Source organism: Rickettsia finnyi (assembly GCF_049668125.1).
GTDB lineage: Bacteria > Pseudomonadota > Alphaproteobacteria > Rickettsiales > Rickettsiaceae > Rickettsia > Rickettsia kotlanii.
Genome location: NZ_CP187160.1, coordinates 1,195,029 through 1,207,772, shown reverse-complemented (window position 1 = coordinate 1,207,772; position 12,744 = coordinate 1,195,029). Strand labels below are relative to the sequence as shown.

Genomic DNA, 12,744 nt, shown 5'->3' with positions numbered 1-12,744 from the left:
TTATCAAATTTTTTTGCAATATGCATAACTATTCCTTCAAAAATCTTATTAATTTTCGCTTAAAAAGATCTAATTATAATCATTAATCAAAAGTGCACAGGAGCTAGAAACATCTTGCTATTATTTGATTAAAATTATATTGTAAATTCAAAGTGTCATTATGAAATTACAAGGATGATAGAAAGACATTATTATTTAACACATATCACAGGTGCCCTTGAGATATTCCCTATTTGTGCCATTCTTGGTCCAAGGCAATGTGGTAAAACTACTTTAGCGCACGCTTATATTAAACAGCTTAAAGAAGATGAAAAGAGCTATTTTTTTGACCTTGAGGATCCACAGCTCACTTAGATCAATTTAAGAATCTTAAAACAACTCTTGAGCCTTTAAACGGTTTAATAGTAATTGATGAAATTCAAAGACAACCTGAAATTTTCCCTTATTTAAGAGTTCTTGCTGACTATTCAAACAAAAAATTTTTAATATTAGGTAGTGCTTCTGGAGAATGATTGCGACAATCTTCAGAATCATTAGCCGGCCGTATTGAATATATGGAGCTTACTCCGTTCAATTTAATAGAGATAAATGATTTTAGGGAGTTATGGTTAAGAGGTGGTTTTCCTAAATCATATTTAGCAAAAAATTATGTCCAAAGTCTTAGATGGCGTAATAGCTACATCACTAGTTTTATCGAGCGTGATTTGCCTAGTTTAGGAATGTCTCTTAATGCACATGTAATGAGGCAGTTATGGATGATGCTTGCTCATAATCATAGGCAATTATTAAATTATAGTGAGCTTGAAAGGTCGCTCGGTTTAACGGATATAACTATCAAACGTTATACTGAAATATTAGAGCAAACTTTTATGATTCGGTTATTAAAACCTTGGTATGAAAATATCTCAAAACGTCAAGTGAAAGCACCGAAAGTCTATATACGAGATAGCGGAATACTACATGCATTATTAGGGATTCACGGACATGATTGGTATGTTCACCCAAAACGCGGTCTTTCATTTGAAGGGTTTGTAATAGAGGAGTTAATACGTAAATTTAAAATGGATGCAGAGTATTTTTTTTGGCGAACGCAAACAGGAGTAGAATTAGATTTATTAATTATTGTAAGAAATACGGCTTTGAAGTAAAAAATGCTGATGCTCCTAGTATTACTAAATCAATGCATACCGTTCTTGCCGATTTGCAGTTAGAACATTTACATATTGTTACCGCCGGGAATAATACATATAAAAAAAACAGAAAAAATAAGTGTAGTTGGAATAGCGAACTTATCTAATTTACAGCTTGGTTAAAGTATATAAGTTACCATATTTCATTACCTTTAATCTTATCATTACTTAATAATTCATGATGTAATCAGTAATATTATCTAGTAATATATCTAGTTTAGATTTTTCGGTGCTAATAACTAAACTGTTATTAATTAATTTTAAACTACACATACGGGTTTTTAGTTTTTGCGTAAATGAATCTAATAGGAACGCCCGGCATGTCAAAAGCCTCACGCATATTGTTTACTAAATACCTAGTATAGCTATCGGTAATTTTTTCCGGATTATTAGAGAATAGCTTGAAAGTAGGGGGGCGGGTTTTGGTTTGAGTCATATATTTTACACGCACTCTTCTGCCGCCTTTTTGTAAAGGCAGCGGATGTGCTCCCGTAGTAAAATTAAGCCATTCATTTAATTTGCTAGTAGTTATTTTCTTATTCCAAATTTTATAAATTTTAAGACAAGCATCTAGCACTTGTTCAGTATTTTGTTTATTTATTGCTGAAATGAATAGAACGGGGATACCTTTAGCCTGAGGTAGATGAGTATTTATCTGATAATAAAATTCTTCCTGAAATGCTTCTTTTTCGGATTCTTTAACTAAATCCCATTTATTCACTACTATAACTATACTTCTTCCTTCATTTACCACATGGCTTGCAATATTTAAATCTTGCTGTTTTAAAGGAGCTAAAGCATCAATCATTAAGATTACGGTATTAGCAAATTTAATACTGTTAATAGTATCCGATGCCGATAATTTTTCTAAAGACTCTGTAATAGTAGATTTCTTGCGGAGTCCTGCCGTATCAATCAATTTAATATGATTATTTTTATATTGCCAATCAATTTCAATTGATTCACGAGTAATGCCGGCTTCAGGACCGGTTAATAATCTTTCATCATTAATAAGAGCGTTTATAAAAGTAGATTTTCCAGCGTTAGGTCTGCCACTAACTACTATCTGCAAACAATCTCCTTGAATTGGATCGGCTATATTTGTCTCGATTGATTCTGTTTCAGGTAACTTGGCAATAATTTCGTCATATAAATCAATTAAGCCTGTGCCATGCTCGGCAGAGATAGTTATCATACTATCAAACCCTAATTTGTAGTATTCTTTATCAAAATCAAAAGCTTTCTCGCATTTATTAACTACCAATATAGCAGGCTTATTATATTTTCTAACAAAACTACTAAGTAGCTTATCATCAGGTAATATTCCGCTTCTACCGTCAACCATAAAGCAAATTAAATCTGCCTCTAAAATTGCTTTAGTAGTCTGCTCCATTAACCTCTCCCCCATACTATTAGGATTCTCATCAAGTCCTGGGGTATCAATTAACAAAAATTCAAAAGAGCCGATTTTGCCGTCTGTATATTTTCTATCTCTAGTGACGCCTGGCAAATCGTGAACAATAGCTTTGTTACGTATGCTTAATCTATTGAAAAGCGTTGATTTGCCTACATTCGGACGACCAACTAAAGTAATGATTTTCTTAGTCATTATTAATATATTATTATGGTTAAGAGAACTAATAATGCCCCGATAAAACCTACTATATTTGCTATTATAATAGGTGTATTTTTTATTAATATGCCGTATATAAGCCAACTACAAAGAGCAATAGCACTTATAGTAAAGGCGGGCATAGAAACAGAAGCTGAAGATTGGCAGGTGAAAATCTTATGAGCCTGTACATAAAACATAAAATTGCCGATTGTACCGACAATCGTCATATATTTTTCGTAAAATGTCATGAATTTTGAAGACATATATTTATTTTTAAAAAGTGGTCTATATCATTCCTGCGTAGGCGGGAATCCATTAAAATCATATAAAAACTTGTTTTTATATGGTTATTTTATCAAATTATGTAACTCATATATCAATATTAAAGCTATTTTTTGGAATCCCCGCCTACGCAGGAATGACATACGGCATCCTAAGATAGCAACATTCCACATTGACTATCCCTTAAAACTCGCAATTACCGGTATATGATCTGAAGGTTTTTCTTGAGTCCTTAAATTATAATCCATATAGCAATTTTCTAAATAGTCAATAGTATTATTACAACCAAGAATCATATCAATCCTCATACCTTTATTTTGTTCAAAACATCCGGCTCTATAATCCCACCATGAAAATTCTTGTTTACTCGGATGCATTAATCTGTACAAATCCTCAAATCCGGAATTTAGAATAGTGCGTAATTTTTTTTGTTCAACCTCAGTAAAACAAGTGGTTTCAGCCAGTAGCTTAGGTGAATATACGTCTATATCGAACGGTGCAATATTGAAATCACCGCCTATGATAGTTTTTTCGTCAAAAGATTTTTTAGTTGATAGATAATTGATAAAATTATCATAAAATGCTAGTTTTGCTACAAATTTATCGCTACCGACAAATGAACCGTTAGGAGCATAGAGCGAGATTATATTACAAAACCCTATAGGTAATGATAATTTTATTTCTAAGAATCTTGTTTGATCACTGCAGTTATTATTCGGAAAATCCTTAATTATTTCATCGGCAGGAAATTTTGAAATTATAGCAACTCCGTTATATGATTTTTGTCCGTGAACATAAGAATTATAAGGTAGATCGGATAATGCATCAAAAGGAAATTTTGCGGTTTCGCATTTTATTTCTTGCAATAATACAATATCCGGATTTTCTTTAAATAAAAAATTACGCAATAAATTAAGTCTTGTTTTTATGGAATTAATATTCCAAGTAGCTATCTTCATGTTTGTTTTTCTATATCTTCTAATTTGTCATTCCGGGATCGCCACTCAAGAAAACCAAAATGATAAACTAAGAGACTAGTAATAAATGCTCCGGAAATTACTATACTCATTGAATATTTTATTGTATGATAATTTGGATTACTACTGTACATATCTAATAATACGCTAAAAGCTATACCCCATAATACAGTGATTTCAATACTAACTCCTCTTGGTATCCTCTTAATTGAATTTTCTTTTATAATAAAATCTCGTAATATTGCACTGCAATTAGCTGTAGTGAAAGCAAAAAACGGGCCCAAAAAACTTAGAGGCTCAATTTTGTGAATAATAACCATTGCAACTCCTCTCAGTAGTATAAGTAGCTCCTGCTGTCATGTCGGCATTGCTGCTTTGAATATCTAATTGATCTTGATACCAGCTATCTTGATTGTACTCAATATTGATACCTATTTTTGCAGCAATAGTGTTAATTAATTCTATATCCATACCGGGAACGGTAGTATGACCGTTTGAAGCAGCAATTAAGTATTGATAAGGCTCATTTACATACCATGTATTTATCAAAGTTGTTTTATCAGCTGTTCCTTCGCATTCTAAAATTACTTGTTGTTCGTTCGTGCCTATGCTTAAGGCATACACATTTTTAGAAATGAGAAGTATAAAAATAAAAAGCTTTAAAATTTTCATGGTCTGTATTTTTTAGAATTAAAATGTTATCCCGTAGCAATATTTTATCGTCATTGCGAGGAGGTATTGTTGCGTGGACATCCGAGTCGTCATTGCGAGAAGAATTACGCAGTAATGCGACGAAGCAATCTCAGTCAGGAGCTTATCATTATTTCATGAGATTGCCACACAGCCTACGGCTGCTCGCAATGACGATAAAAACCAAAGCCTTTAATCACGAACTACTTTAATTTCACCGTCAGAAAATTTAATATTAAAAATTTTTTCATTCGCAGCAGTAATTTTAGAAGATAAAAAATTACCCGTTTCTCCTTTAACTATAGCAAAACCTCGTTTTAATACGTTGTGATAATCAAGGCTTGCAAGTAACGTACTATTTAATTCTAATTTATACTCAAAGTTTTTCAAAGTATTATTTGTCGATTTTGATAGATAAGCTGTTTGATGTGTTAATTCTAATGTTTTGTAATTGATTATTTTAGCAGGGTTAACTCTTTCTTTAGAAAAAGATTTAATCTTTGTTTCTTGTAGTTCAATAAAGCACGGTAAAGCATCTAGTAAATTAAAACCGGTTTCGTCCAGTAATTGCTGCCTATTATTTATATAGTGAGAAAGATATCTGTGTATTTTATTGTAATTGACTATATTTTGTTCGTGATATTTAATTAACCGGCTAGTATTATTCAATAATATTTTTTCATAAGATTGTAGCGTATTATTTAAAATAGATCGTACCGGTACGGCAAATTCTGCGGCAGCAGTCGGTGTTGGAGCTCTTTTATCGGCTGCTAAATCTATTAAAGTATAATCCACTTCATGACCTACTGCGGAAATAATAGGAATTTTTGAGTTATAAGCAGCACGTACTAATATCTCATCGTTAAATGACCAAAGATCTTCTATAGAACCGCCCCCTCTAGCAACAATTATAACACGTGGTTTATTTACCGCTTCTAAATTGTTAAATCCTTCAATTGCTTCAGCAATTTCATTGCTGGAATTTTCGCCTTGTACGCTAACCGGCCATATTATTATCCGAGTCGGAAAACGTTCGCGAATACGATGAATAATATCTTTAATAACAGCACCGGTTATTGAAGTGATAACGCCTATTTTATCAGGTAAAAAGGGTATAGGAATACGTATTTTATTAAATAAGCCTTCTTTCTCGAGCCTTGCTTTACGCTCATTTAGAATTTGCAGCATAGCTCCAAGCCCTGTGGGTTGCAAATTATCTACCGATAATTGATAACGTGAATTACCTGCATAACTTGAGAGTTTACCGCTAATTACTACTTCCATGCCGTCATTTAAAGGAAATTTGATTTTAGCAAGAATAGGACGCCAGCAAGTACAGGCTAAAATGGCGGTATTTTCTTTTAAGTTAAAATAAGCATGACCTGAGCTTGCTATTTTTAAGCCTGAAATTTCGCCTTTTACCTTAATATAGCCAAAATTATTTTCTAATAGCTCTTTGATTTTATTAGAAATCTCACTAACTGAAAACTCTTTGGTTGCTTGATGCGCAGTGAAATTGTCTAGCATTTTATTAGTACTTGTTTTTTTTGCGTTGAGGGTAACACATTATTCGTCATTACGAGGAGAAACTATAAGTTTTGACGAAGCAATCTTAGGAGTTTATCCTACTTTTCATGAGATTGCCACGTCGATGCTATGCATCTCCTTGCAATGACGGTTATCATCTCCATAGAATAACCTTGCACTACAAAAGAGCAAGCAAAATTTTTTATTATTTGATATATTGCTAATAGCTTGCTATTATTTTTTACTATTAAAATATATTTATTAATATAAATGCTACTGCGAATAATATGTTTGCTTATTATCATAATATTTTCTTTGGTAAGTTTTGCCGCTCTTTCTAAGAATGGTCAAAATATTAAAATAAGCAATATTATAGCTGACTTCGTAGAGTATAATGAAAATCAGGATTTGATATATGCTAAAGGTAATATAAGAATTATCACAGATGAGTATTTATTAACGGCAGATAATTTACTTTATGATATAGAAAACGATATTTTATGGGTAGAAGGTAATATGCGAATTAAGGATAAACAAAATCGGATAATAGAGGGAGACAAAGCGGTTTTAAAAGATGAATTTAAGAAAGGTATCATATCGGGATTCATTTTGCTTTCCGGTGATAATAATCTTTTAATTGCTAAACTTGCCAAAAGAATCGATGAAAATAATCTTAAGCTGCACCATGCTGAGTTTACCCCTTGTGATGTCACGTGTAATAGAAACCCTATTTGGCAAATTGCTGCTAAGGATGCTTATATTCATTCCGCAGAGCATAGAGTAGTTTATAAAAACGTGTTTTTTGAAGTATACGGTGTACCGATTTTTTACTTACCGTATTTTTTCCATCCGACTCCTACGGCCCCTGCAAATTCCGGATTATTGGTACCTGACTTCAAAAATAAAGGGTTTGGCATCCCCCTATATCTACGTGCAAAACCTAATATGGATTTTACTCTCACTCCAAGAATTTTTAGTAAATATCAAACTTATGAGCTAGAAGCACGTTATCGCCTGAATGATAACGATAATATGAATTTTCAAGTTAGTTACGGTAAATTACCGTATTTTTTAGAAAAAGACGGAAGTGTAGTGAAAAATAAAAAAGTTTCTTCTTATCATTATATAGCAAGCGGTAATTTTATTAGTACCGATAAAGTTTATGATTACGGTTTCAGGGTGGAGCGTACATCGGATAAAGCTTATTTAAAAAATTATTATAATAACTACGCTTCATATTTAACTTCTAAAATATTCTTAAATAAAATTCATGAGGCTGATTATTTTTCGGCGGAAGGATTAAGTTTTCAAGGCTTAGGTAGTAATGATCGTAAATATACCGATCCTCTAGTATTACCAAAAATCAATACAAAAAACGTGATAAATTTGAATGATAATGACAACAGCCATATCGTTGTTGAAAATAATACGTTAATGTACAAAGAAAGAATAGGAAAACAAGTTGCTAGAACCTCTTTGCAACTATCCTTTATGCATAATGTGCTGACTGCTTCAGGACAAATTTTTGATTTTGCTGCTAAAGATAGAGGCGATTTTTATCTTGCTAGACGGGCTTATGTAGATAAGCCGAGAGAAAGTAAATCATTTCACAGGAATATACCGGAATTGCAAACTTTATGGCGTTATCCATTAGTAGGCAATATAACAAAAACGATAAATTTACTTATTGAGCCGGTAGTTTCTTTTACTATGGGACGTAAACTATCTAAGAAAGATAAAAAATTTGTTATAATTGATCCTGCTAAATATGAATTATCCGAAAAAAATATCTTTTTATCCAACCGTTATAGTGGTATTGATTGCCATGATTTCGGTAATAGATTAAGTTACGGCTTAAATACTAGTATTGCTAAAGAAGAAAATTATTTAAAATTATTTTTAGGACACTCCCGTAATACAAGATATAGTATAGATTTGCCGGCTGATGATACGGAAAATGTAGGGCAGATACTAGGTAATATTTCTAATAATTTAGAAGTGTTTTATAGCTTTCGGAAAGATAGATATTTCAGACCTATTAGAGATGAAGTGGGAGGAAAATTTAACTATGATAAGATTAACTTTCTAGGTAGTTTTATTCAGCTTATCAAGCTTAACAAATATTATTCCGTAGAAAGTATGAAGGTTTCAAATAATAGAGTACGACAATTTTATGGAGACATAAATTATCAGCTAGCGGGAAATTGGACTATAGGCTTTGGTGCATGCATTGATCTCTCTAGACGATCTTCAAATTTACTGACTCGAACTATTAGGATGACATATGCTAAAGATTGTGTTAGAATTACTGCAAAGATTTATTCCGATTATCTAGCCGATGGAAGTAGAGGAATCCAAAAGACTACCTCTTCGCCGACTATTTCTATCGGTTTAAAAGTTTTAAACATGTGAGTATACTCGTTTTATTTGAAAAATTGGCTACGTCGTTTTATAAGTTCTGTGGTGCTCACGTACTAAATGTACGCTCCGCTCCTTGATCTATAGACTCATTGCTCTTTTCCAAATAAAACTTCGTTTACTTACTGGTCACTTATTCAGAGTATCACATGAGAAAATTATTATTAATCATTACCGTTTTTTTTACTTTTAATGTAGCACAAGCATCATTACCGAGTATAGTAGCATCCGTAAATGATGAACCTGTTACTCTTAATGAGTTTCGTGCTAGAAAAAAAATGATTATGGTACTAAATAATGTTGAAAGTCTAACGCCTGCTCAAGATAAGCAGCTGAGTGACTTAGCACTCAAGAGCTTAATTGACGAATCTTTGCTTTTTCAATATGCAGGAGATAGAGAAATCCCGCAAGAAGAGATAGATAACGCTATTAAGTTTATTGAAGATCGTAATAAAATGCCTCACGGTTCTCTTCTTCAGTATCTAAAAAGCAGATCGGTTAATCCTGATAGTTTTATTTCCCAAATTAAATCTGAGTTGATTAAAATGAATATTTTATCAAGTCTATCAAGATCGGTACAAGTAAGTAATAAAGAAATAGATGTCGCAATTTTATCTAGCGATCAAAAAGACGTAGAAATTTTAATGCAAGTATTTACATCTAAAGATGGTGGCAATAAAGCGTTTACGCAGATGAATAATTTGAAAAATCGACTAAAAAAATGTGCGGATGTTAAAAAATCGCTTTATGATAATTTTGCTACTATGCAAATTATTACCGATAAGCTTAGCAAGATAGAAGGCGTAAAACAAACTATTGTAAAGGACTTAACTCCTGATAAAGCAAGTAATGTTTTTAAAGTAAATAACAAATTTGAAATAACATTAGTGTGCAGCAAAAAAATCTTAAATGTTAATGAAGATGAAAATAATTATGTAGTAAATTTCCTAACCAATAAAAAGATTTCGCAAAAAGCACAAAAAATGTTTGAAAATATGCGTAAGAAAGCAGCTATAAAAATAATGCTGCCGTCTTAGTGTGTGTTATTCTATGTAATTCCCGCGAAAGCGGGAATCCAGAAAAATAACCTTGATTATTAATACAGAATTATATTTGATAAAAACAAACATATAAAAACAAGTTTTTATATGTTTTACTGGATTCCCGCCTACGCTGGAATGACATACCCTATGCTCCCTTCAATTGCAAAACACGCAGCTTTACATCAAGTTAATCCTCTTAAAAAGCACGGACAAAATTTTATTTTTGACAGTAGTCTATGTGATAAAATCGTACGTGCAAGTAACCTGGCAGAAAATAGCCGAGTATTAGAAATAGGGCCCGGCACAGGAGGATTAACTAGGTCAATATTGCAGAAAAATCCTGAATCCTTAACTGTTATAGAAACAGATGAGAGATGCCTCCCGCTCCTTAATGAGATTAAAGAATATTATCCTAATCTAAATATTATTAAACAAGATGCTCTTAAAATAAATTTAACCGATTTAAGCTATGATATAGTCAATTCAGTTGGATTTGCATACAAGCAGCTAGAAGCGAAGCCTATAGCTAATAGGAGAGTGACGAGTAACGATATAGGCGAGTCCAAATCAATTGACTATAAAGTAACTATAATCTCTAATTTACCGTATCATATAGGTACTGAGTTAGTGATTAGATGGCTGAAAGAAGCGCGGCTAATTACTAGTATGACGCTAATGTTACAAAAGGAAGTAGTAGAACGTATTTGTGCTATGCCCTCGACTAAAGCATATGGCAGATTATCGGTAATATGTCAGCTAATAGCTAAAGTGGAAAAGTACTTTGACGTAGCGCCAACTGCTTTCTATCCACCTCCTAAAGTATATTCTGCGATAGTTAAACTAATACCTTTAGAAAATCCGCCGTCTATTGCTCTGATAAATAAAGTTGAGCAAATAACAAAGCTTGCTTTTGCAGGACGACGGAAAATGATTAAATCATCACTGAAAAATCTTGTACCTAATATACATGAAGTATTAACTCAGTTGAAAATCAATGATAATTATCGCGCTGAAAATCTTACCCCTCAAGATTATTTGAGAATTGCTGAAATATTATAGCTTGCATCATTCAGCTTTATCTAACTTTTTTGCTTCTGCTTCTTGTTGTAGTTTATATTCTGCTGCTTTTTCTTCTATATAGTTAAAAAAGAAATAACAGAAAGTTAAAAAACTAGTCAAAACTATTCCAAGAGTTATTAGTATTAACTTAAGCTCTTTCCTTGCATTTTGACCTTTTAATTTCTTTTCTTCCTCTTCATCAATACAAGACTCAGAGGTTAAAATTTCTTCTTCTTTATATTTTTCACTCTTTAAAATTAGCTTATATATTAATGATAGCGTTTAATTATCATGTGAGAAAAGTAATTTATAGGGGGGAGGTATATATTTAATAAATCTATCTTACTCAAAATACGGCTTTTTCTATTTACTAGGTAAATACAATTTAGTTCTTGAGTCTTATAATAAAGCAATTGAATTTGATCCTACAAATTCTGAAGCACAATATAATAAACATTTATTAAAGCGTATGTATTATTAAGTAAAAACGCTGAAAAGCTTTTACTTATTGCCTTTTCAATCATTCTGTTTGCTAGATTTTTTTAGTCTAAAATAAGCAAGGCAGTGATGCTATTCGTTTATTGTCATTTGCTTGATTCCGACAATTGTCTTATGCAAATGTTCAGCTAACGCAAACATATTAAATAGCATTGGCTTGGTGGTTAGTTTTTTGCGGCAATCTCTAAATCAGTCTCGCTCATAATATCTAGTTGCGATGCGAATTAATACATTAGGGTCACAGCTACGCATTAATTTCGGTTATCGCTACAGGTTTCCTTGATATCAACAGCCTCAAGTGCCTATAAGATATTTAAAAGTTCCAGCGTGAGCGAAAAAAGACGTTTAGTAAATTTAATATTTGGGAACTTGATATTGAAACCTGAAAAGTTTGATTTTATGTATGCTGTGTTCGCCGTTTGATATATTGGTGAATTTGCCTAAAAATGGTGAATGGTACCCGCGGCCGGACTTGAACCGGCAAGAGCTTACGCTCCACGGATTTTAAGTCCGTTATGTCTACCATTCCATCACGCGGGCAGCTGTGGATATTAAGGTTGCTATTTGCTAAGTGGACAGATTAATAAAAAAAATACCAAAAAGCAAGTACTTTTATCGTTAATATATTAGTCTGATATGAAAAAGTTATTAAGCACCTTTAAAATCGTTAGTTTACTCATTAATTTATTAGATAATTAACTTAAATAGTGACAAAATAGTAATAATATAATAGATTAGTTTCAGAAAGTAATACTTTCTCTTGCATATTATGGACATGTTTATTGACAAATGCCGCAAGGTAAGGTAGTTTTGCATAATGAATTTTTATCGGCTCTTATATTTAAGTAAGGCTTAAAGTAAAATTTAAGTTTTAGTTATTATAAGCGTGTGTTAAGTTCAAATAAGTAATTTCTATCTAATAAAGGTTTTTATGGCTACAAATATAGTAGGTAAAGTTAAGTGGTATAATTCTACGAAGAATTTTGGATTTATTGAACAGGAAAATGGCGGTAAAGATGTGTTTGTACACAAATCAGCCGTAGACGCAGCAGGTTTACATAGTCTTGAAGAAGGACAAGATGTAATTTTTGATCTTGAAGAAAAGCAAGGAAAAGCCTATGCTGTTAACCTCAGAATTAAATAAATATATTTATAATACCAAAAGCAGTTATCCAAAATTGTTTATAATTTAGGGTAGCCTAGTCATCTTTATCAAAATAGTAAATATTTTGTTTTTGTCTTATAATAACCTATATAATTTTAAGTATAATAAATTATTTTTACTAAAGGGCATGAAAGTGCCCTAAATCTAATAATATTATTCTGGCTTGAATAAGATTCTAAAATAGTTTCATTATTCATTATCATTTTATATATTTAGTTGGTGTTTTGTAATCTAGCTTAAGCATATTTTTTGATTCAGGATAATTATATAAGGCGTTATT

At 32.0% G+C, this 12,744-nt stretch carries 13 protein-coding genes, 1 tRNA gene and 1 pseudogene; 6 read left to right on the top strand and 9 right to left on the bottom strand.

All coding sequences use genetic code 11. The features are described from left to right. Positions 1–174: 174 nt before the first annotated feature. A pseudogene (locus tag ACPKKV_RS06780) lies at positions 175–1,313 on the top strand (ATP-binding protein). A 142-nt stretch (positions 1,314–1,455) separates the two neighbouring features. Here the strand turns inward: ACPKKV_RS06780 and der are convergent. The 7 genes from der to ACPKKV_RS06745 all read right to left on the bottom strand — a co-directional run bounded on the left by der (position 1,456) and on the right by ACPKKV_RS06745 (position 6,586). Beyond that, complete coding sequence (gene der / locus ACPKKV_RS06775) at positions 1,456–2,799, bottom strand: ribosome biogenesis GTPase Der (RefSeq protein WP_392506818.1); 1,344 nt, start codon at positions 2,797–2,799, stop codon at positions 1,456–1,458. 2 nt (positions 2,800–2,801) lie between these two features. Next, complete coding sequence (locus ACPKKV_RS06770; RefSeq protein WP_392506817.1) at positions 2,802–3,068, bottom strand: SemiSWEET family transporter; 267 nt, start codon at positions 3,066–3,068, stop codon at positions 2,802–2,804. Between the two features lie 195 nt (positions 3,069–3,263). Next, positions 3,264–4,046 carry an exodeoxyribonuclease III gene (xth, locus tag ACPKKV_RS06765; protein WP_392506816.1) on the bottom strand — a complete coding sequence of 261 codons (783 nt, stop codon included), beginning with the start codon at positions 4,044–4,046 and terminating at the stop codon, positions 3,264–3,266. Next, entirely contained in the window at positions 4,043–4,384 is a 342-nt protein-coding gene (locus tag ACPKKV_RS06760; RefSeq protein WP_392506815.1) for a hypothetical protein, read from the bottom strand. The genes xth and ACPKKV_RS06760 overlap by 4 nt, the downstream gene beginning before the upstream one ends. Then, positions 4,362–4,736: a transporter substrate-binding domain-containing protein gene (locus ACPKKV_RS06755; protein WP_392506814.1), complete on the bottom strand. Its 375-nt coding sequence runs from the start codon at positions 4,734–4,736 to the stop codon at positions 4,362–4,364. The genes ACPKKV_RS06760 and ACPKKV_RS06755 overlap by 23 nt, the downstream gene beginning before the upstream one ends. Before the next feature lie 210 nt (positions 4,737–4,946). Continuing rightward, positions 4,947–6,281 carry an exodeoxyribonuclease VII large subunit gene (gene xseA / locus ACPKKV_RS06750; RefSeq protein ID WP_392506813.1) on the bottom strand — a complete coding sequence of 445 codons (1,335 nt, stop codon included), beginning with the start codon at positions 6,279–6,281 and terminating at the stop codon, positions 4,947–4,949. 98 nt (positions 6,282–6,379) lie between these two features. Continuing rightward, a complete protein-coding gene (locus tag ACPKKV_RS06745; protein ID WP_392506812.1) occupies positions 6,380–6,586 on the bottom strand; it encodes a hypothetical protein in 207 nt (68 codons plus the stop codon). On the opposite strand from ACPKKV_RS06745, the gene ACPKKV_RS06740 reads away from it, so the two are divergent. The 3 genes from ACPKKV_RS06740 (at position 6,552) to rsmA (ending at position 10,801) form a co-directional block, all read left to right on the top strand. Further along, entirely contained in the window at positions 6,552–8,693 is a 2,142-nt protein-coding gene (locus ACPKKV_RS06740; protein ID WP_392506811.1) for an LPS-assembly protein LptD, read from the top strand. The two genes, ACPKKV_RS06745 and ACPKKV_RS06740, sit on opposite strands and share 35 nt — an antisense overlap. Positions 8,694–8,848: 155 nt before the next feature. After that, entirely contained in the window at positions 8,849–9,736 is an 888-nt protein-coding gene (locus tag ACPKKV_RS06735) for a SurA N-terminal domain-containing protein (RefSeq protein ID WP_392506809.1), read from the top strand. A gap of 153 nt (positions 9,737–9,889) precedes the next feature. Next, on the top strand, positions 9,890–10,801 hold the full coding sequence (gene rsmA, locus ACPKKV_RS06730; protein WP_392506808.1) for a 16S rRNA (adenine(1518)-N(6)/adenine(1519)-N(6))-dimethyltransferase RsmA: 912 nt from the start codon (positions 9,890–9,892) through the stop codon (positions 10,799–10,801). A gap of 6 nt (positions 10,802–10,807) precedes the next feature. Here rsmA and ACPKKV_RS06725 read toward each other — a convergent pair whose 3' ends face one another. After that, complete coding sequence (locus ACPKKV_RS06725) at positions 10,808–11,059, bottom strand: RP671a family tick cell line-upregulated protein (protein ID WP_392506886.1); 252 nt, start codon at positions 11,057–11,059, stop codon at positions 10,808–10,810. A gap of 64 nt (positions 11,060–11,123) precedes the next feature. Here ACPKKV_RS06725 and ACPKKV_RS06720 point away from each other — a divergent pair, with 64 nt between their 5' ends. Then, positions 11,124–11,282: a tetratricopeptide repeat protein gene (locus tag ACPKKV_RS06720; RefSeq protein WP_392506884.1), complete on the top strand. Its 159-nt coding sequence runs from the start codon at positions 11,124–11,126 to the stop codon at positions 11,280–11,282. 471 nt (positions 11,283–11,753) lie between these two features. Here ACPKKV_RS06720 and ACPKKV_RS06715 read toward each other — a convergent pair. After that, positions 11,754–11,839: transfer RNA gene (locus tag ACPKKV_RS06715), tRNA-Leu, on the bottom strand. A gap of 391 nt (positions 11,840–12,230) precedes the next feature. Here ACPKKV_RS06715 and ACPKKV_RS06710 point away from each other — a divergent pair. After that, a complete protein-coding gene (locus tag ACPKKV_RS06710; RefSeq protein ID WP_008579233.1) occupies positions 12,231–12,443 on the top strand; it encodes a cold-shock protein in 213 nt (70 codons plus the stop codon). Positions 12,444–12,744 lie beyond the last annotated feature (301 nt).

Bases quoted from the DNA above. Each gene is read 5' to 3' on its own strand.
- ACPKKV_RS06745 (WP_392506812.1), bottom strand. From the start codon at position 6,586: ATGATAATAAGCAAACATATTATTCGCAGTAGCATTTATATTAATAAA.
- ACPKKV_RS06770 (WP_392506817.1), bottom strand. From the start codon at position 3,068: ATGTCTTCAAAATTCATGACATTTTACGAAAAATATATGACGATTGTC.
- ACPKKV_RS06735 (WP_392506809.1), top strand. From the start codon at position 8,849: ATGAGAAAATTATTATTAATCATTACCGTTTTTTTTACTTTTAATGTA.
- der (WP_392506818.1), bottom strand. From the start codon at position 2,799: ATGACTAAGAAAATCATTACTTTAGTTGGTCGTCCGAATGTAGGCAAA.
- ACPKKV_RS06755 (WP_392506814.1), bottom strand. From the start codon at position 4,736: ATGAAAATTTTAAAGCTTTTTATTTTTATACTTCTCATTTCTAAAAAT.
- ACPKKV_RS06760 (WP_392506815.1), bottom strand. From the start codon at position 4,384: ATGGTTATTATTCACAAAATTGAGCCTCTAAGTTTTTTGGGCCCGTTT.
- ACPKKV_RS06740 (WP_392506811.1), top strand. From the start codon at position 6,552: ATGCTACTGCGAATAATATGTTTGCTTATTATCATAATATTTTCTTTG.
- ACPKKV_RS06710 (WP_008579233.1), top strand. From the start codon at position 12,231: ATGGCTACAAATATAGTAGGTAAAGTTAAGTGGTATAATTCTACGAAG.
- xth (WP_392506816.1), bottom strand. From the start codon at position 4,046: ATGAAGATAGCTACTTGGAATATTAATTCCATAAAAACAAGACTTAAT.
- xseA (WP_392506813.1), bottom strand. From the start codon at position 6,281: ATGCTAGACAATTTCACTGCGCATCAAGCAACCAAAGAGTTTTCAGTT.
- rsmA (WP_392506808.1), top strand. From the start codon at position 9,890: ATGCTCCCTTCAATTGCAAAACACGCAGCTTTACATCAAGTTAATCCT.